Genomic DNA, 20,062 nt, shown 5'->3' with positions numbered 1-20,062 from the left:
ACTTTTTACAATTAACGTAATGTACTCGATTTCAGACCTCGTAATTTTGACGACTTGTAGCAAAGGGAACGATGTCATACCCAACTGCTCAAATGCGTCGATGTCGTCGTATTTGGATACAAAAAAATCCAGTCACCGTCAATATGGGGGCAACTGGATGGTAAAATTGGTGTTTTACTGTGAATCTATAAACTGTATAAAATCTGACTGCTCAAGCGACTGATAAAGACTGTTTTCATTTGAACTTGTATCTCTGACATATATATCAATCTTGGAGATATCTTGTCCAAGGTATTTAATTACTCTCATCATTTTTTCAGTTACCTCGTCGCCTGTATAAGTGTTCACCTTAACACAATTACCCTCCTCATAGTAAAGGACGATATACATGAAAAATTATCAATCATAGTATTCTGAAAATAAAGCAATCTCAAAACTTTTGTCATTGTTTAATATGATGTGTGATATGGTTAGATAGTCATTTTCATCAAACTCTATGTTAAATTTTACTTCAAATGATTCATCGAAATCTACTTGAGTACTTCCACTAACTTCAAAAAGATAAGTTCCTTCCTCTTTATCGAAAAGGGATAAATATTCATCAATATATGACACGTCCAATATTGCATTCATTTCAACTGTTGTTGTTATCGTCGCTGCGTTGCCTTCAGTTGATTGAATATAAAATGGATCGATAAAATTAAGGTCGTTAACAGTTACGCTATCAACTTCTCCAGTAGCGTCAACAATATAAAAAGTATACAAATCGTCTGCAAAAAATTTCTTTATTTCTTCTCCAATAAACTCTTTGCTGTTTTCTAGTGCATTCGTAGCTCTGGCATGAGTGAACTCATCAATTGTTAAATCTAAAAGATGATCAATTTTTTCTAAATGGATTAAATTTGGATAATCTTCTAATGAATTCTTAAAATCAGTGTCTGCACTAATTACATACATTTCTTCATTGTTCGACAAACACCAGTCATTTAATGCAGCCACAACAAACGCATCTGGAAATTCACTTTTCTTTTTCCCTGTGCCAAATGGAGGCATACCATCAAAGTACTTATTAAATACCCTCTCAATATTTACATTATTGATTTCAATAGTAGTAAATTTACAAGATTTAACGTACTCCTTGAATTTTTTTATCAGTTCGACTTCTGTCTTAATTAATAAGCCATCATTATTTATTTCTCGTAAATAATCATTACTTTTTAAGATAGAATGCTTGTTTATAAGAGTCTTGAACGAAGTTTTGGCCTCTGTGAAAAAGTCTACTATTTTTTTCTCTATTTCTCTCTTTGTTATATGTGTGATGTAAAGATTAATGATATCGTTTTCAACTAACTTTTGCAGTTGATTGAATCTTGCACCACCAAAAAAGAAGTTGTCTGCCACAAATGGATTGGTATCTAAGAAAACATTTTTTGTTTTAAGTTTACTTGCGATTTCATTCATAAGGCTTTCCTCACATTTATTAAATTAATATAAGCAGCATATTCATAGTATCTTTTTTCCAGAATAATTACAATGTGTATTGGTATTCGTTAATATCAGCAGTTCGTATCATATATAATATATCGCAATTTCAGCAAGTAACAGTCTCATTATCATAAGTGTTATAAGAAACATACTTTCCATTGATTTTGACGATTCCCATCTGCTATCACCTCTTATTTAAAATAAACCTTTAACAATAGGAACAATATACCATATATCAGCACACGTTCGAGTATAAATTTTTTTGGTTCCTTACACTTTACAATGACATACTCCTTAGACGCTCTCACGTTCGTTCTAAGGTTGTTATTCACGTTATGAATAGAGAAGTCTCAAAAACCCCGTAACTCTCACCTGTGTTGGATTAACGTTCTCCTTTGAGATTATCTCACTTACTATTCTCTCCTGCTGATATTCGTAATCTTTTAAGCTAATTTCATAATTCATAGTTGCAGTTTTTTCTCTAGAATAAACTTTCCAAACCCATTGTTACGAAGAATGCTGTAGCGTACAATCATTTTGTCCATGTGTGTATAACTCCTTTAATTAGATTTGTTATGAAACAGTTTTACAAACGTGATAACGTATCCCATAAGAAGGATATTATGCAACATTATCACGTATGTAAAACAACTCTCACAACTACGTGATAATGTATATCATAAGAATTTTGATCTGACGTGCCTCCCCCGCATTTTCCTCAGGGAGCAGCACCGAATGGAACCCTTCCCGTTTTGCAGATCCACCATGGACAGCACCCCGTTCACAGGACGAATGCTACCATCCAACGCCAGCTCGCCAATAAACAACGTCCTTTCCCCCACTGGTAAAGCGACCTGTCCACTGGTTACAGCATCCTGTATGCAGTGTCCTATCATGTCCTCACATACTTTTGCTTGTTTGAGTAGTTGTTCCTCTATTAAGACAAGTTCCTCGTATTTGGCGGCGATATTGTTAAAATTCACTTCCTACTTCCCCACTCTTGTTAAATTTTAAGTGTATTCAGTGGACTATGCAGTTGAGCTTTTCCTCTCACCTCATCATCGGTGAAGTCGAGGTATGCTTTTTGCGTAGTCTCAACAGAAGCATGACCTAAGATACGACTCAAAGTAAACCAATCACCACCTGCCAAAATATAGTACTTCGCATAATTATTCCTTAACTGATGAGGATGTACATTTAACCCGATAGCCTTACCAGCTTGTCTTAGCGCATATTCATAGTTTCGTACATCCAACTGCGTACCCTTGGTTGTGGGAAATAACCATTGCGACTCTTTATAGCGATCACGATGTTTCAGCCAACTTTTCAGCTCCACACTCAATTTTGATGAAAAGTAAACGAATCTTTGCTGCTTATTTTTGGGTTTGACTATAAGGATTGCTCGTTTATTAAAGTCAATGTGTTTCGGTTCCAGATTTACACATTCATTAATTCGCATTCCAGTATCGAGTAGCAGACGGAAGATCATCCAATTGCGATAACCATGGAACTTTGTAGTATCGAATTGTCGTAAAATTAAAACAATCTCCGATTCACTTAATGTGTGCTTTTGCTTTCTCTCAACTTTTGGAAGTGCTATTTGTCCAACTGGATTTTTTTGTATCTCCCTCTCAATAGTATGAAACCAATTAAAAAACACTTTGATATTCCGAACGTAATTTGCTATTGTCGTTGCTGATACAGGCTTATTATAATCACCTCTTAACTCAGGATGATTTGAGTTTCTTGATTCCTCTCTCGAAACAACCGAGTATTTCCCCCTATCTTGCACATACTTTACATACATTCGGATATGTCCGCTTCCCACCTCTTTAAAATCTGTAGTCTGATGTTCTCGTTCCAGATACACTGCAAATAATTTTAGTGTTTGCTCGTAGCTGGCTAATGTTCTTTTTGCAAGATTGCGGCTTGTACAATACAGCATAAAATTCTCAATTTGGAATGTAATCTCCGAAAACATAAAAAATCCACCTCCTGATTTGCCAAATTACTTGACCAATCAATTGATGGATTCATACATATACTCGTAAATATATTATTGGTTTTCACTGCCAAACCTTCACAGCAAAATGAAGAATTGGTTGGTTTCACCTTCAGGCTCAAGCCTTACCACGCCTACGTTCAGGACACCTTGTTCTCAATCCGCAGCTTATCTGCCACCATCGCTATGAATTCGCTATTCGTTGGCTTGGATTTAGAAATATTAATCGTATATCCAAATAAGTGGGAGATACTGTCGATATTGCCACGTGTCCATGCTACCTCGATGGCATGACGAATGGCGCGTTCCACGCGGGATGCCGTCGTTTTGAATTTTTCGGCGATTGCCGGATACAATGTTTTAGTGATGGCACCCAAAATTTCGATATTATTGTACACCATGGTAATGGCTTCGCGTAAATATTGGTAGCCCTTAATGTGAGCTGGCACACCGATTTCATGGATAATGGCCGTAATACTGGCATCCAGATTTTTCGTTTTACCCATTGGCACCACATTAGACCGCATGGAAGAAATGGTCACCGGACTGCTGCTGACTAACTGTGGTCCCACCAATTGGCGAACGCGGTTCGCAAGCACTTCCATATCAAACGGCTTCAAAATATAATAAGATGCCCCGAGCTGTACGGCCCTTTGCGTAATATTTTCTTGACCAAATGCAGTCAGCATGATGATTTTCGGCTGTGGAGACAGGTTCATTTCTCTCAAGCGCTCCAGTACGCCAAGACCATCCAGCTGGGGCATAATAATATCTAAAATAAGTACATCAGGTACGTTGCGGGATTCTGCGATGTGTTGGAGCACTTCTTCACCATTATAGGCGATTCCTGTAACTTCCATATCCTCCTGATCGGAAATATATTCGGCAAGCAGATTCGTAAATTCCCGGTTGTCATCAGCCAACAATACCTCAATTTTTTGCAATGTACTTCCTCCTTATTGAGTGTTATTCAGTTGGGATATCAGTTTACAGCAAATAAATATTTCTTGTCGGAGTATATGATTTCGACATCGAATTATGAATTCCTTCTGTCGAAAATTATTTTTATTTATTTATTTTATTGTTTCCATTATAATTAATTCTTTAACTTGCTATTACGAGCTATTTCTTGGCCATTCGACAAAAAAATCTTAAGGCCACTAGCTCGCCTTAAGATTAGAGGATGAATTCAAGCTTACGTTATTCTGCATGATTCCTGCATCGCGCAGCATCCATTCAATAAAGCAACCGTAGCCTGATTTCGGATCGTTAACAAATACATGCGTTACAGCCCCGATGAGCTTGCCGTTTTGAATAATTGGGCTTCCGCTCATCCCTTGTACAATTCCCCCGGTCTTGTCCAGCAGCTTTGGATCTACGATACGGATAACAAGTCCTTTGGTTGCCGGTTTATCCTGTTGAGAAATGTGTACGACCTCTGCCTGAAACCGCTGAATCTGCTGACCTTCCAGTACAGTCAAAATTTCTGCGGGTCCTTCCTTGACTTCATTCGCAAGTGCTACAGGAATCGGCTTGGAATACAAACCATATTGCGGCTCATCTGACATTTTCCCAAAAATCCCGAAGTTCGTGTTTCGTTCAATATTACCTAACACCCGATGATCCTTGAGAAAATGTGCGCGTTTTTCCCCAGGTTCACCACTTTGACTTTTCGCAATTGACGTTACATTGGATTGCACTATTTCCCCGCTCCCCACAACAATCGGGGTCTGGGTATTCATGTCGGTGATTACGTGCCCCAAGGCCCCATATACCCCCTGATCCGGTGCATAAAAGGTCAAGGTGCCTACACCCGCTGCCGAGTCCCTGATATACAGCCCAAGCCGCCATGCTTTGTCATCACGATCATAAGCTGGTGTCAGCTTGGTTGAAATCGTCTGCTCCCCTCGGCAAAGCGTGATGTCGAGCGGCTTTTTGTTCTTGCCTGCTTCCTCTACAGCCTCCGCTACCCTTGTCAGGCTATCCAGCGGTTTTCCATTCATATGGGTGATCCGGTCACCGAGACGAATCCCGGCTGTCTCTCCAGGTGACACCTTGCGGTCCATACTTTCCTGAATGACATGATGACCAACAACAAGCACCCCTGAAGATTTTACTTTGACCCCAATCGTCTGACCCCCTGGATACACCTTCAAGTCGGGAATCACGCTATCTTGAGTCGTTTTCGCTGCATGGGAACCGAATAATTCCAGAGAAGCTTGTGGAGGCAGCGCTGCATGCACAGGCTTGGCGTTACCGATACAACAAATAAGAAAAACAAGCAAAAGACCGAGCAATTTGATCCTGGAGTAAAAATTCAATGGCTGTCACGCTCCCTTTGCTTCTTTCGCTTGACGAGTAAAGGTGGTCGCCAATTGCGTACCTATAAGGTAACCTTGCCCCCAGGCTTTTATAACTGTTAATCATTACGCCAGCCGCTCTTTTCAGGCTTTCTTTCCTTCCGCCAGATTCAGCATTTCCTGTGCGTGATGCAAAGTTTTTTCGGTAATTTCCACACCGCCCAGCATACGCGCCAATTCCTTCACCCGTCCGTCCTCGTTTAACGCCTCAATTTGCGTCATTGTACGTTCGTCATGAACATTTTTTTCAATGAGATACTGATGATCCGCCATACATGCCACCTGCGGCAAATGAGTAATGGAGAAAACCTGACAGACGGAAGACAAACGATACAGTTTTTCCGCAATGGATTGAGCCGCACGGCCACTGACTCCAGTATCCACCTCGTCAAAAATGAGTACCGGAATTTGATCATGACGGGCAAAAATACTTTTCATCGCCAACATGATACGGGACAGCTCACCACCAGAGGCAATCTTGCCCAGTGGACGAAGCGGCTCCCCCGGATTCGGTGAAATCAGAAATTCCGCATTATCAATGCCCTGCTTGGTTGGCCGTACCCGCCGACCTTTATATTCGTATCCGCGCGGATCTTCAATCGGATCAATACGCACCTTGAGTGACGTTCTTTCCATTTGCAGATCCTTTAGCTCCTGCTCTACCTGCTCAGCCAGCTCTTCTGCACAAATTTCACGCGCTTCTGTAAGCTCTTCTGCAATCTGGAGCAAATCCGAAAGCAATTCATCCCGCTTGGCAATTAACTGCTCCAGCCGTTCATCCTTATTCTCCAGCATATCGGTTTCCTGCTCAATACGGCTATAGTATTCCAAAATCTGCTCAATACTATCACCATATTTTCGCTGTAATCCGGTAATTTGGTTTAGCCGTTGCTCCACTTCATACAGCTTGCCTGGATTAAATTCAATATCCTCACGGTATGAGCGTAATTGGAACGCAGCATCCTCTAACTGGTAAAAAGCAGATTGAATCTGCTCCGCAATGGGCTGGAGGCTTTTGCTGTCGTAACCTTGGACATCATTCAAGCTGGACAACACGTTATTAATCATGTCCAGTCCGCCTCTGCCGCTTAGCAGCTCATAGGCTCCTGATATCCCATCCATCATTTTCTCACTATGGGATAGCTTGACCCGTTCTTCTGCCAATAATTCATCCTCTCCCAATTTAAGCTCGGCAGCAGCAATTTCCTCCAATTGAAACCGATACATGTCCAATAGCTGGTAGGCTTTTTGACTGGAGCTTTGCAGCTCCCGCACTTCTTTTTCCGCTTTGACAAAAGCATTATAACGCTCTTTGTAGAGCGTTTTGACCGGACCGATGACCGAATCACCGAACGTATCCAGCAGCGTCAGATGGCGGTCTGCGCGTAGCAAACTTTGATGCTCATGCTGACCGTGAATATTGACAAGCTGCTCTCCTACCTCTCGCAGCATCGTTAAATTAACCATTTGACCGTTAATCCGCGAAGAACTTTTTCCTTGTACGGTCAATTCCCGCCGAATCAATAGATGTTCTTCCGCATTCGCCTTGATTCCTTGTTCTTCTAACGTTGCCCAGACCGGATGCTTCACAGGAAGCTCAAACAGCGCCTCCATTTCTGCCTTTTCGCATCCATAACGGACCAGATCGGCGGAACCTCTGCCTCCAGCAATCAGACCGAGAGCATCAATAATGATCGATTTACCCGCGCCTGTTTCCCCAGTCAATACGTGGAACCCTTTATAAAAATGAACATCGACAGCCTCTACGACTGCCAAATTTCGTATAGATAAAGTGACCAGCATCGTTCTTTCACCTCTATGATGTACGAATTCAAACGTCTAATAAACCTGAGAAATGTTGTTCAGGAAATGTAGCCCATAAGACGATTCACAATAGCCTCGCTGTTCTCTTCCGAACGGCAAATAATCAAAATGGTGTCATCGCCACTAATGGTGCCCATAATTTCAGGCCATTCAATGTTGTCCAGTAATGCTGCAATCGAATTTGCCGTCCCCGGCAAGCACTTCATCACGATCAGATTGGTCGTATAGTCAATATGCAAAAAGTTATCCACCAATGTACGTTTCAGCTTCTGCGCCGGGTTATATCGCTGATCTGAGGGCATCGAATACTTATATCTGCCATCATCCATCGGAACCTTAATAAGCAGCAGTTCCTTGATATCCCGAGATACGGTAGCTTGAGTGACCTGAAAACCAGCCTTGCGTAAAGCTTCCACCAGATCGTCCTGCGTTTCAATTTCCCGTTGTGAAATAATTTCCCTGATTTTAATATGTCGTTGACCCTTCATAAAATCCTCCTATGGATTAATCTTCATATTCCTCTTCTTCGATGTCTTCCACCAATGTAATAAGGCGGATACTCCGATCGTCCGTATCAACGTACAATACGCCCGCACAGCCCGGATAAAGCAGTAGATAAGGCATAAGCCTGTCCCGCAAATCAGGACCATTCCACTCCATCGGTCTCTTGCGACGTGACGTTTTGACCATATATGTCGAACCTTTTTGCACAGCCACATAGTCTATAAACAAACGGCTATACACGGTATGTCCATTCACTTTAAAAGCAAGTGGTATTTTCATCTTTCCGCCCACCAGTTCATAACCCGCGTCTTCCAGCAAGTCCACAGCAGGCCCTTCGTCCATTTCCTCGTTAATCGGTATAATCTTTAACACAAGCGGTCCCGGCTCCTTTAACCAGGTACGCAGACCGTAAAATGCCCATACCGCTAATATTATGCCGATCACAACAATGATAACCGTATCATATCGCGTATCCATGAATCGATCACCTCATGGACATATTCTAGGACAGAAGGTAAAATCCCTTTTCTCCTGTATATCTCATTATAGGCGAACGTGAGTTCGTTAATCAATCCCTCACACCAAAAAGAGGTTCCCTTAAGTTCACAGAACTCTTGAGAACCCCTGAATGTTACTTACGCGACGGACCATTATTGAAGGTCTGACCTGCTTCCTGAACAGTAAGGTCAATTAACGGACGGAAATCAACATTTTCGTTTTGCGGGTCTACACTAGCCGACTTATCCAAACGCCAATGCGCCAAAAATTCTATATTGCCTTCCCCACCCGTAATAGGGGAATAAGCCAATCCTTGCAGCGAAAGTCCTAGCTCATGCGAGAACGTCAGGATGGTTTGCAACACTTCTTTATGCGTTGCGGAATCGCGGACGACGCCGGATTTCCCCACCTTTTCACGTCCGGCTTCAAATTGCGGCTTAATCAGAGCCACAATGTCAGCAGGCTGATGCAGCAACACAAGCAATGGCGGCAAAATAATACGCAGCGAAATAAAAGAAACATCAATACTTGCGAAATTCGGTACAGGACCGTTCAAATCCGCAGGTGTCATATACCTGAAATTCGTTTTCTCCATTACGCATACCCGTTCGTCATTACGAAGCGACCAGTCCAGTTGATTATATCCTACGTCAATGGCATATACATACTCCGCTCCATGCTGGAGGGCACAATCTGTAAAACCTCCGGTGGATGAGCCGATATCCAGCATCGTCCTGCCCTTCATGTCCAGCTCGAATTGACGGATAGCCTTTTCCAGCTTCAAACCTCCACGGCCTACATACGGATGCACTGCACCCTTTACTTTAAGCTCGCTATCGCGAGGCACCTTCATACCCGCCTTTTCGATCCTTTCACTGTCGGCCAGTACCAGACCTGCCATAATGGCAGCTTTGGCTTTTTCGCGGCTTTCAAAAAAGCCTTGTTCTACAAGTAATACATCAATGCGTTCCTTCGGAACAGACATGTTAATCTCCCTTTAAGGCAGCTACGCTGCTTTCGTCATACTTTTTCATAAATAACATCGTTTTCGCTTCAATTCCCCTATACCGATTGTCCCATGCCATACGCTGGCTCGGAAGCCCATTTGCGAAGCTTCAGGCAAACGGCTTCAACGGTAAGACCCACTTCGGCGCGTTGCTCCTTGATCGAACCATGTTCCACGAACATATCGGGAATCCCCATCAAGCGCACCTGTGCATCCTGTATTTCTTCTTTGGCGTAAAATTCCAGCACGGCGCTACCCAAGCTTCCCGCTTCGGAAGCTTCTTCCAATACGATCAGCTTTGTATGCTGACGAGCCAGCTCACGCAGCATATCTTCATCCAACGGCTTGAGGAAACGGGCATTCACAACTCCCACCTGCAAACCTTCTCGTTTCATCGCGTCCGCAGCCTCTGTTGCCACCTGGAGCATTGGCCCCGAAGCGATTACAGCGAAGCCCTCACCCTTGCGTAAAGGCTCCCAACTGCCAATAGGTATAGCTTCCAATTCTTTGTCCATCGGCACACCAACCACATTTACACGCGGATAGCGGTAGGCAATCGGGCCATCGTCATAATTGAGCGCTGTCTTCATCATATGTCGCAGCTCGTTTTCATCCTTGGGCATCATAAGCACGAGATTCGGGATATGACGCAAGAACGCTACATCAAACACGCCATGGTGGGTTTCCCCATCCGCCCCGACAAAACCGGCACGGTCTATCGCAAACATCACGTTCGCATTGTGACGGCAGATGTCATGTACAATTTGGTCATAAGCACGCTGCATAAAAGTGGAGTATACCGCAAATACCGGCTTCATCCCTTCCATTGCCAAAGCGGCACACATGGTAGCTGCGTGCTGCTCGGCAATGCCGACGTCAATCATACGTGCAGGAAATTCCTTACTGAACGGCACCAGCCCTGATCCACCAGGCATAGCAGGTGTAACCGCAATGATACGCTCATCCTGCTCAGCCAGCTCAATCAGCGTTTGCCCGAAAATTTCCGTATACATCGGATTGCCCACGGCTTTGAGTACCTGACCGGATTCAATTTTGTATGGGCTGATTCCGTGCCATTTATGTGAATCTACCTCCGCAGGCTTATAACCTTTACCCTTGGTAGTTACAACATGCACCAACACGGGGCCAGTGACGTTATCCGCCTGCTGGAAGGTTTCAATCAACTTGGGCAGATCATGTCCGTCTACCGGACCAAGATACGTCAGCCCCAGTTCCTCAAATAACACGCCCGGAACCATCATATATTTAAGACTGTCCTTGACACGGCCAGCCGATTTGGCAAGTTTACCACCGATAGCAGGAATCTTTTTCAGCAAAACTTCCAGCTCATCCTTCGCCCGTAAATAATGACGGTCCGAGCGGATTTTGCTCAAATAATTATGCATTGCCCCTACGTTCGGCGCTATGGACATTTCATTGTCATTCAGAATGACCATCAAATTTTTACGTTCATGTCCGATATGGTTTAGCGCTTCGAAGGCCATGCCTCCAGTCAGCGCTCCATCTCCGATCATAGCAATGACTTTATTGTCCTCGCCCTTCAAATCACGAGCCAATGCCATCCCCATCGCGGCCGATAGAGAAGTGCTACTATGTCCAGCTTCCCAAACATCATGCTCGCTCTCGCTTCTTTTTACAAAACCGCAAAGTCCATCACGCTGGCGGAGGGTATCAAAACGATCCATCCGCCCTGTCAATATTTTGTGCACGTAGGCCTGATGCCCAACGTCATAAATCATTTTGTCCTTCGGACTGTTATAGCAGTAATGCAGGGCGATTGTGAGCTCAACCACTCCCAGATTCGATGCCAGGTGCCCCCCAGTCACGGACAGCTTCTCAATCAAAAAGCTCCTGATTTCCTCGGCTAGAGAATCCAACTCCTCAACCGACAGTGATTTCAGATCGCCTGGTTGCTTTATGTGTGGAAGCAGCACGCATATCTCCCCGCTTTCCTTCAAGTTTGTGTGTAAAGTTAACAAATATTATATCACACTTTTTCGTCATGCTTAAACACAGACAAGTCAAAACAGACCTATCCGTGCTAATGATCTCGCTTCATCAGGTAATCGGCAATCTCCAGCAAACGCGAAGAATCAGGTATACCGCCTTCAATTAGCGCATTTTTAGCCGAAGCTGTGAGTTCCTTCACCTGCTGCAAAGAAGCCTCCATACCGATAAAATACGGATACGTAACCTTCTCCTGTTCAACATCGCTTTGCGTTTTTTTACCCAGCTTGCTCTCATCGCCCACCAAATCCAGGATATCATCCTGAATTTGAAATGCCAGTCCCAGATCGCGTCCAAAACGGCGAAGCGCCTCTAATTGACCCTTATCCGCTCCCCCGATTCGTCCACCAGCCAGCAATGAGAAAATAATCAAATCAGCGGTTTTGTGGAGATGTATATACTCCAGTTCCTCAATTCCCGTCATTCCTTGTTGGCCGGACATATCCGCGACCTGACCGCCCACCATGCCCCGCGCTCCGCTCATTTCGGATAATTCCTCCACGATGGACAGCAGCGCATCGGATGAAATTCCGTGACGACGACCCGCCTGTACGACACTGTAAAAAGCGTGGGTCAGCAATGCATCCCCTGCAAGTACAGCAACCGCCTCACCGTATACCTTATGATTCGTCAGTTTGCCCCGGCGATAATCATCATCATCCATGGCTGGTAAGTCGTCGTGAATCAGGGAGTACGTATGTACCATTTCTACCGCACATGCTATTGGTAAGGCTGCCTCCCGGCTTCCGCCGAATGCTTCGGCAGCTGCGATCACAAGTAGAGGCCGCAGGCGTTTTCCACCTGCGGTGAGTGAATAATTCATGGATTCACGAAGAACGGCGGGAATGCTCCAATGAGCTGGGAATTGCTTGGTCAATTCAGACGAAACCTCATCCACGGTCCCGGTCAAATATTCCTTAAACGACGGTTTATTCAACGCCTTCACCACCGTTTTCATCCAATCCGCCGCCGAAAGGCTTCTTGCGCAAATCTCCGTCCTCTTCCACAATCATTTCAATTTTACGTTCAACTTGCTCCAGCTTCTGACTGCAAAGCTGAGACAGCTTCATACCACGCTGGAACAAATCAATGGCTTGCTCCAGAGGAACGTCTCCATGCTCCAGTTGTCCGACAATTTCTTCAAGAGCAGCCATAGCCGCTTCAAAATTCAATTCCGTTTCATTCGCCACCGTGCTTCGCGTCCTCCTTCATTCCCCATACTTGGCAGTCCAACTGCCCGTCACTCACTTTAATCTTGATGGAATCCCCCGGCTGTACGTCTTTTAGCGACTTGATTAGCCGTTTCTCCTGCTCATCATACACAAGGCTGTAGCCTCGCGACATGACCTTGAGCGGGCTAAGCGCATCCAACTGACGAATACCCGCGTGCAGTTGCTGCCGTCCCGTCTTGGTAATAGCACGCATTGCAGACTCCAACTGACGCTGTGCCGCATCTGTCTGCTTGCGGGCCGACCGGATTTGTTCGCGCGGGTTAAACCGCTCCAGCACCTGACGCATACGCGCGTTCTTCTCCGCGTTCAAACGTGAACGGTTGCTTGCTGCCCGAATGAGCCGCTGATGCAACATATCCATCCGCTCCGCATGCTGTAGCATATAGCGGCGCGGATGCAGCAGCACAGGTGAACGCCGGAGCCGGGTCAAACGTTCACGACTGGTTTCCAGCCGCTGACGGAGCGCGTTGCGTAATCGCTGTTCCCGCTGGAGTAGCTGATCCCGCAACTCTTGCTGATGAGGCACAGCCAGCTCGGCGGCAGCGGTCGGCGTAGCCGCACGCAAATCGGCCACAAAATCGGCAATCGTAAAATCCGTTTCATGCCCGACGGCCGAAATAACCGGAATCGCCGATGCATAGATGGCACGCGCAACCGCTTCTTCATTAAACGCCCATAACTCCTCCAGCGAGCCACCTCCCCGCCCGACGATCATCACCTGAACCTCCTGCATACGGTTCATGGCTTCAATCGCCTTAACGATAGAGGGCGCAGCACCTTTCCCCTGCACAAGCACAGGATAGAGCACAATTCCGGCTTGCGGATATCTGCGTTGAAGTGTCGTGATAATATCACGCACGGCAGCTCCGGTTGGCGAAGTAATGACACCGATTGTCGCCGGATGTGCAGGCAGAATGCGCTTGCGGTCGCTGTCAAATAACCCCTCAATATCCAGCTTTTGTTTGAGTTGTTCATATGCAAGGTAGAGACTCCCGACACCATCAGGCTGCATCTGGGTCGCATAAAATTGATATTGTCCATCCCGTTCGTACACGGATACGTTTCCCCGGGCAATAACACGCGTACCTTCCTTCGGTACGAAGGGAAGCCGTTGATTATGGGTCGCAAACATAATCGAACGGATACGGCTGCCCTCATCCTTGAGCGTAAAGTACATGTGACCACTCGAATGATGCGTAAAGTTAGAAATTTCCCCGCGTATCCATACGTCGGACAGTACCTGATCCGATTCCAGTTTCATCCGGATATAGCGATTCAGGTCCTTAATAGAGTAAATACGCTGTTCAGCCACAGGCAACCGCCCTTATGCCAAACCGTGCGACCGCTTGGCCGCTACGAGCGTATTTTGCATGAGCATAGTAATCGTCATCGGACCTACACCGCCGGGAACAGGCGTAATCGGACCGGAAACTTGCTTCACGTTCTCAAAATCAACGTCACCCGCCAGTTTTCCGCTCTCCAGACGATTCATGCCTACATCAATAACCACCGCTCCGGGTTTCACGAACGAAGCATCAATAAAGTTGGCTTTGCCGATGGCAACAACTAAAATATCCGCTTGCCGACTCAGCTCGGCTATATTCGCTGTACGAGAGTGACACATGGTCACCGTAGCATTTTCGCGCTGCAATAACAGCGATACCGGCTTGCCCACGATATTACTACGACCAATGACCACCGCATGCTTGCCTGCAATTTCTACCCCGGCACGCTTAATCAGCTCAATGACCCCAGCAGGAGTACAAGGCAGAAGGCTATCATCACCTATAACCAGATTCCCCACGTTTACCGGATGGAATCCATCCACATCCTTCTCAACTGAAATAGCATCAATGACTGCTTTTTCATGAATGTGTTTGGGCAACGGAAGCTGTACCAGAATCCCGTGAATATTACTTTGGTGATTCAGCTTGTCCACCAGCTCCAGCAACGCTTCCTGCGAAGTATCCGCTGCCAACCGATGTACCTCGGAATAATAACCGAGATCATGACATGCCTTTTCCTTGTTTCTAACATACACCTGAGAAGCAGGATCTTCACCTACCAGTACGACAGCCAGTCCAGGCTGAAAGTTGTGCTCCTTCAGACGGACGACCTCCTGCTGAATGCTTGCGCGAATATCCTTAGAGATTTGTTTGCCATCAATGATCGGTGCTGACATGTTCAACCACTCCCCAACCTGAGTAAAATTATCTCAACTTAAAACCGTGCTTTCAGCTGCTCCAGCTCTTGTATAATCCGTCCCAGAACACCGTTGACAAATTTACCCGACTCCTCAGTGCCAAAATGCTTGGACAATTCAATCGCTTCATTGACTGCAACTTTAGCCGGCACATCCTCACGGAAAATCATTTCATATGCCGCCAGTCTCAAAATTTGGCGATCCACGCGTGAAAGTCTGCTGATCTGCCAGCCTTTAAGATAATCCACCAAAAGTTTGTCAATCGCTTCCTTGTGTTCCCAGGTACCCCGCACATGCTCCAATACGTAAGCCCTTAACACTGCTGCATTTTTGATGACTACTTCGGCTTCGTTATCCTCTGCCGCTTCTTGGAGCAACATATCTACTGCCGCTGCTGCATCCACTTCATTCATTTCCATATGGTACATGCTTTGTACCGCTATTTCCCTCGCCAGACGTCTTTTCATGCCCTGCCTCCTACGCTTGCCTGTATCTATTTTTTCATTTTAACCAATTCCACAAAAAAACCTGTGAACGCATCCTCCAAAACGTTGGGCGCAAAGAAGCTACAGCTCTATTTTGGAGAAAGCGTATCACAGGGTTCATTTAAAAGGACGCCAACGTTGCGACAGCCAGTCGCTCCAATCCTTCCAAGGGAGGAGGGAACCTAGCGCTGAGTCACTACGTCTTCCTAGCGTATATCCGATGAACACCATCAATGCAAAGAACAACATATTCCAAAAGCCTGCCCACAAATAAATAAACCCGAAAAAAATACCGGCCGTAATCCCCGTGATCCGGCCCTTGTAACTTCCCCATATTTCTTTCCAGGGCATCTGGGAAAATCACCTCTATTCCACACGACTCTTAAAGCTTGGTGACTGAGAAACATTGGCGATGTACACAGACACATTGGACACAGGAATTCCCGTAATTTCTTCCACATGGTCGTGTACCCCCTTTTGTACCTCGGAGGTTAACACCGGAATGGAGCCTTCCCCATCCACAACCGCCCGAATCGTAATATCAAGTCCCGATTCCAGCACGCGAATACGTGCTTTCAAGTCCTGTACTCCACGAAATCTGGATGCTGCTTTGAGACACAGATTTTCGATGGTATCCACTGAAATCTGAATGTCACCGTACTCTGTTCGTTGATCAATAGAGTGCTGTACCGTTTGATTCCGGCGAATGGAGATATAGAAAATCCGGAGACTCAACAACAACAGTACTCCTGCAATAATCAAGCTGGTAAACCACACTACCCGCTCATCCTGAATGCTTAATGCATACGGAATGGCCCCGCTCAGGAGGAGGATGGCGAGAATGGAAATAATTCCGATACTTAAGCTGTACAAGAACAGCAGAAGTCTGTCCATAACTTTAGCCACGAAACGCACAGCCTCCTTAAATTAGAGTAAACCCTCGACCCTTAAGGGTCGGGGGTTTGTACAAAGTATCGCTCTATTTAACCCGTCCGGCGCCCAGAACTTCTGGCTCTTCTACTTTTTCGGCATTTTTGAATTGAACATCGTGAATTTGCACGTTCACTTCAACAACGTTAAGGCCAGTCATGGTTTCAATGGAGCGCTTAACATTGTGCTGAATAGCAGCAGCCACCTCAGGCAGACGGTTACCGTACTCAATAATGACGGAGACGTCTACAGCAGCTTCACGCTGTCCGACTTCCACTTTTACACCTTTGGATAAATTTTTGCGGCCCAGCAGTTCGGCAAATCCGCCTGCAAATCCACCACTCATTCCCGCTACGCCTGGCACCTCAACGGTTGCTAGTCCGGCAATGACTTCAATAACCTCCGGGGCAATCTGAATCTCCCCAATTTCTGTACGCTCGAATTCGGTTGGCACTGTGCTCATACCTTCAACACCTTTCGGTAAAATAAGTTTCACTTCAGCTTTGGATTTCAAAGCAGACATGCTCACTTATTATCCATACTATATCATTTGGCGTTCATTATGACAAACTGAGGAAATATACCGATTAAACTTCGTTTTCCTCCAAAAATTTAATATCAAAATCGCCTTTGATGAAGGTCGGATGCTCCAACAATCGTTGATGAAAAGAAATCGTTGTTGGTATGCCTTCAATGGCAAACTCGGACAGAGCCCGCTTCATTTTGGCAATCGCTTCCTGACGTGTAGGCGCCCACACAATCAATTTGGCAATCATAGAGTCATAATAAGGAGGAATGCTGTAACCCGGATAGGCTGCGCTGTCTACGCGTACCCCAGGGCCGCCTGGAGGCAGATAAAATCCGATTTTACCCGGTGCAGGCATAAAATTGCGATCAGGATCCTCGGCGTTAATACGGCACTCCATCGCCCATCCATTGATGGTGACTTCTTCCTGAGTAAAGGAAAGCGGATGCCCTTCAGCGACCAAAATCATTTCTTTAATCAAATCCACACCGGTAATCATCTCCGTTACGGGATGTTCGACCTGAATACGTGTGTTCATTTCCATAAAATAAAATTGATTATCCGGTCCGAGCAAAAATTCCAGTGTTCCCGCACCGGAGTATTGTACAGCCAAAGCCGCACGAACAGCTGCCTGACCCATTTCTTCACGCACATCCTGCGAAAGTACAGGACACGGAGCTTCCTCCAGCAGCTTCTGACGACGGCGCTGCACAGAGCAGTCCCTTTCGCCCAGATGCGCAACATTGCCGTGCTTGTCCGCTATGATCTGAATCTCCACGTGCTTCATACCGGTCAAATATTTTTCCAGATATACACCCGCGTTGCCAAACGCTTTTTGCGCTTCCTGCTGGGCGGTAGTGATTTGTTGAATAAGATTATCTTCATCCTCGGCGATACGGATACCTTTACCGCCGCCACCTGCTGTGGCCTTGATGATCACGGGATAGCCAATATCGCGAGCAATGGTAATGGCATCCTGCAAATCCTCCACCAACCCGTCCGAACCCGGAATGACCGGAACCCCGGCATCCTTCATCGTCTGCTTGGCGACAGCCTTGTCTCCCATTTTGTTAATCGCTTCAGGAGAAGGACCAATAAACGTAATATTGCAAGATTCGCAAATTTCAGCGAAGTCGGCGTTTTCAGCCAAAAATCCGTAACCTGGATGAATCGCATCACATTCAGTCAATGTCGCAACGCTCATCAGGTTCGTAAAATTCAGGTAGCTGTCCTTGGACAGCGTCGGTCCGATACAGTAAGCCTCATCTGCGAGACGCACATGTAACGAATCCTTGTCGGCTTCCGAATATACGGCAACCGTCGAAATATTCATTTCGCGGCAAGCGCGAATGATACGAACCGCAATTTCTCCACGATTCGCAATCAGTACTTTTTGAAATGTCATGACTTTATCCTCCCTGGGAGCAGTCTGGCTGAACCCTCAAAAAAGGGTACAAGCAAGCGTCTTACTCCGGTTTCACAAGGAACAATGGCTGGCCATACTCGACCAACTGTCCGTTTTCGGCCAAAATTTCCACAATTTCGCCCTTCACTTCAGCTTCCAGCTCGTTCATTAGCTTCATCGCTTCAATAATACACACCGTTGTTTTCTCGCCTACTTTACTGCCGATACTCACATACGGAGCCGTATCCGGGGATGAAGAACTATAGAAAGTCCCTACCATCGGAGATACGATTTTATGTAGACTGCTTGCATATTCCTTGGTTTCCCCAACAGATGCATGTCCTGCATCGGATTGTGCTTGTGGATTCGGAATAGCAGCTTGTGGTGCCGCTGTATAAACAGGTGCTGCCACAGGGGCCTGTACAGTAACGATCTCGCTTTTGCCCGGTTTACGGATCAACAGCCGAGTTCCTTCGTTTTCAATTTCAAGCTCATGTACAGACGTTTCATCCACCAGCTTGATCAATTCCTTAATCTCGCTTAATTTGAACATCTCTATTAATCACTCCTTCAGCATTTTGCCGGTTGCTGATAACATTGTTGAAACAGCTTTATGTATTATATCACAATCATTAAAAATAGAAAGAGCCCGGAAATGTGCAGAAATCCGGGCTTTTTCTCGATTTTTGTCTTATTGTGTAACATACTGGACACTGATCTTATCCTGTGTTACGTTCAATTCTTTCATGACTTTATCGACGATCGTTACCGCTTGTTTGGCATCCAGTTTTTCACTCAGAACTACTACCTTGTATTTATCAGCATCTTCTTCGCGAACCACCGCATTGGCGAACTGCTGCTGAAGCTCTTCCTCAATTCCGGTGATTTTCGCCTGTTTGTCTTCCAGTACATGTAGTTCTTTTTGTGCTTCGGCGGCTTTTTTGGCAGTGCTATCGTTCATTGCAGTCGTCAACTCGTCATTTTTCTTTTGATTTGCCACATCCCGCTCCAGCAAGTAGTTGTCGATAACAGCAGCGGCCGTAGGCTTCGCGGCTTGTTCCGTTGCGACCTGATCGAGTACCTGCTGGTCTGTTTTCGCGGTGGACGCTGTTTTGTCCTCACTTTTTGCCGTCGTATCTGGCGTGGCAGCAGTAGTGTTTTGATCCGATTTAGCAGACTCGGTAGCCGGGGCAGCGGCAGTATCTTTATTTTCGCCTGTAGTAGATTGAGTAGCAGGATCGGTTGCGGCAGCCGTGTCCGTCTTTGCGGAAGAGGCAGTCCCTTCTCCGGTAACTTCACCATTGGTCACCACTTCATTCACTTTCAGCTCGTTCATTTGCTCTTCTGCCTTGCCTGCCGCTTCCTGGGCGGTATCCTGCTTGGCCTTGCTCACTTGTTCACTGTCCGCCACAGGTGGATTAGCCGGGCTAGAGTCCTCCGTAAACAAATAATACGCAGACAGTACGACCATTAAACTCAGCATCGACACCAGCCAAACGGTTTGTCTTTTGTTATTCATGTTCCGTCCTCCAATATGATTAAATTAGGATTTTCATTTATCCCTGCTTATGCTT

The 20,062-nt window shown here is 45.7% G+C and carries 20 protein-coding genes and 1 pseudogene; all 21 read right to left on the bottom strand.

Annotated features, from left to right (window positions below; translation table 11 throughout):
• Nucleotides 1–399: 399 nt before the first annotated feature.
• A complete protein-coding gene (locus ACQ4MX_RS26100; protein ID WP_431088148.1) occupies nucleotides 400–1,461 on the bottom strand; it encodes a PIN domain-containing protein in 1,062 nt (353 codons plus the stop codon).
• A 690-nt stretch (nucleotides 1,462–2,151) separates the two neighbouring features.
• Nucleotides 2,152–2,351 (bottom strand): annotated as a pseudogene (locus tag ACQ4MX_RS26095) (magnesium chelatase domain-containing protein); the annotation flags it as partial.
• Between the two features lie 137 nt (nucleotides 2,352–2,488).
• Complete coding sequence (locus ACQ4MX_RS26090; protein ID WP_431088146.1) at nucleotides 2,489–3,466, bottom strand: tyrosine-type recombinase/integrase; 978 nt, start codon at nucleotides 3,464–3,466, stop codon at nucleotides 2,489–2,491.
• Between the two features lie 161 nt (nucleotides 3,467–3,627).
• Entirely contained in the window at nucleotides 3,628–4,431 is an 804-nt protein-coding gene (gene spo0A, locus ACQ4MX_RS26085; protein WP_431088145.1) for a sporulation transcription factor Spo0A, read from the bottom strand.
• 216 nt (nucleotides 4,432–4,647) lie between these two features.
• Nucleotides 4,648–5,808, bottom strand: a complete 1,161-nt coding sequence (gene spoIVB / locus ACQ4MX_RS26080) for a SpoIVB peptidase (RefSeq protein ID WP_431088144.1) — start codon at nucleotides 5,806–5,808, stop codon at nucleotides 4,648–4,650.
• Between the two features lie 123 nt (nucleotides 5,809–5,931).
• Nucleotides 5,932–7,650 (bottom strand): DNA repair protein RecN, encoded by a 1,719-nt coding sequence (gene recN, locus ACQ4MX_RS26075; protein WP_431088142.1) that lies wholly within the window; start codon nucleotides 7,648–7,650, stop codon nucleotides 5,932–5,934.
• A gap of 59 nt (nucleotides 7,651–7,709) precedes the next feature.
• Nucleotides 7,710–8,159 (bottom strand): transcriptional regulator AhrC/ArgR, encoded by a 450-nt coding sequence (gene ahrC, locus ACQ4MX_RS26070; protein ID WP_014282217.1) that lies wholly within the window; start codon nucleotides 8,157–8,159, stop codon nucleotides 7,710–7,712.
• Between the two features lie 16 nt (nucleotides 8,160–8,175).
• Complete coding sequence (locus tag ACQ4MX_RS26065) at nucleotides 8,176–8,652, bottom strand: hypothetical protein (RefSeq protein ID WP_431088140.1); 477 nt, start codon at nucleotides 8,650–8,652, stop codon at nucleotides 8,176–8,178.
• Nucleotides 8,653–8,806: 154 nt separating this feature from the next.
• On the bottom strand, nucleotides 8,807–9,658 hold the full coding sequence (locus ACQ4MX_RS26060; protein WP_431088138.1) for a TlyA family RNA methyltransferase: 852 nt from the start codon (nucleotides 9,656–9,658) through the stop codon (nucleotides 8,807–8,809).
• 77 nt (nucleotides 9,659–9,735) lie between these two features.
• On the bottom strand, nucleotides 9,736–11,634 hold the full coding sequence (gene dxs / locus ACQ4MX_RS26055; RefSeq protein WP_431088137.1) for a 1-deoxy-D-xylulose-5-phosphate synthase: 1,899 nt from the start codon (nucleotides 11,632–11,634) through the stop codon (nucleotides 9,736–9,738).
• Between the two features lie 107 nt (nucleotides 11,635–11,741).
• Nucleotides 11,742–12,665 carry a polyprenyl synthetase family protein gene (locus tag ACQ4MX_RS26050; RefSeq protein ID WP_431088136.1) on the bottom strand — a complete coding sequence of 308 codons (924 nt, stop codon included), beginning with the start codon at nucleotides 12,663–12,665 and terminating at the stop codon, nucleotides 11,742–11,744.
• Nucleotides 12,637–12,897, bottom strand: a complete 261-nt coding sequence (gene xseB / locus ACQ4MX_RS26045) for an exodeoxyribonuclease VII small subunit (RefSeq protein ID WP_007430920.1) — start codon at nucleotides 12,895–12,897, stop codon at nucleotides 12,637–12,639. The genes ACQ4MX_RS26050 and xseB overlap by 29 nt, the downstream gene beginning before the upstream one ends.
• Nucleotides 12,887–14,251, bottom strand: coding sequence for an exodeoxyribonuclease VII large subunit (xseA, locus tag ACQ4MX_RS26040; protein WP_431088133.1), 1,365 nt, complete (start codon nucleotides 14,249–14,251; stop codon nucleotides 12,887–12,889). The genes xseB and xseA overlap by 11 nt, the downstream gene beginning before the upstream one ends.
• A 12-nt stretch (nucleotides 14,252–14,263) precedes the next feature.
• Nucleotides 14,264–15,121 (bottom strand): bifunctional methylenetetrahydrofolate dehydrogenase/methenyltetrahydrofolate cyclohydrolase FolD, encoded by an 858-nt coding sequence (folD, locus tag ACQ4MX_RS26035; protein WP_431088131.1) that lies wholly within the window; start codon nucleotides 15,119–15,121, stop codon nucleotides 14,264–14,266.
• A 38-nt stretch (nucleotides 15,122–15,159) separates the two neighbouring features.
• Nucleotides 15,160–15,609, bottom strand: coding sequence for a transcription antitermination factor NusB (gene nusB, locus ACQ4MX_RS26030; RefSeq protein WP_025683328.1), 450 nt, complete (start codon nucleotides 15,607–15,609; stop codon nucleotides 15,160–15,162).
• A 135-nt stretch (nucleotides 15,610–15,744) separates the two neighbouring features.
• Nucleotides 15,745–15,978: a DUF2273 domain-containing protein gene (locus ACQ4MX_RS26025; RefSeq protein WP_431088130.1), complete on the bottom strand. Its 234-nt coding sequence runs from the start codon at nucleotides 15,976–15,978 to the stop codon at nucleotides 15,745–15,747.
• A gap of 15 nt (nucleotides 15,979–15,993) precedes the next feature.
• Nucleotides 15,994–16,533 carry an alkaline shock response membrane anchor protein AmaP gene (gene amaP / locus ACQ4MX_RS26020; RefSeq protein ID WP_431088128.1) on the bottom strand — a complete coding sequence of 180 codons (540 nt, stop codon included), beginning with the start codon at nucleotides 16,531–16,533 and terminating at the stop codon, nucleotides 15,994–15,996.
• Nucleotides 16,534–16,606: 73 nt separating this feature from the next.
• Nucleotides 16,607–17,020, bottom strand: a complete 414-nt coding sequence (locus ACQ4MX_RS26015; protein WP_134913729.1) for an Asp23/Gls24 family envelope stress response protein — start codon at nucleotides 17,018–17,020, stop codon at nucleotides 16,607–16,609.
• Nucleotides 17,021–17,144: 124 nt separating this feature from the next.
• A complete protein-coding gene (gene accC, locus ACQ4MX_RS26010) occupies nucleotides 17,145–18,488 on the bottom strand; it encodes an acetyl-CoA carboxylase biotin carboxylase subunit (protein ID WP_431088127.1) in 1,344 nt (447 codons plus the stop codon).
• A 61-nt stretch (nucleotides 18,489–18,549) separates the two neighbouring features.
• A complete protein-coding gene (gene accB, locus ACQ4MX_RS26005; protein ID WP_431088124.1) occupies nucleotides 18,550–19,041 on the bottom strand; it encodes an acetyl-CoA carboxylase biotin carboxyl carrier protein in 492 nt (163 codons plus the stop codon).
• Between the two features lie 138 nt (nucleotides 19,042–19,179).
• Nucleotides 19,180–20,007, bottom strand: a complete 828-nt coding sequence (locus tag ACQ4MX_RS26000) for a SpoIIIAH-like family protein (RefSeq protein ID WP_431088122.1) — start codon at nucleotides 20,005–20,007, stop codon at nucleotides 19,180–19,182.
• Nucleotides 20,008–20,062: the final 55 nt, after the last annotated feature.

This window comes from Paenibacillus sp. 8b26, assembly GCF_050626875.1.
In the GTDB taxonomy this organism is placed as follows: domain Bacteria; phylum Bacillota; class Bacilli; order Paenibacillales; family Paenibacillaceae; genus Paenibacillus.
Note: the sequence above shows the minus strand (reverse complement) of the source record. Positions and strands in the feature narration are given on the sequence as shown.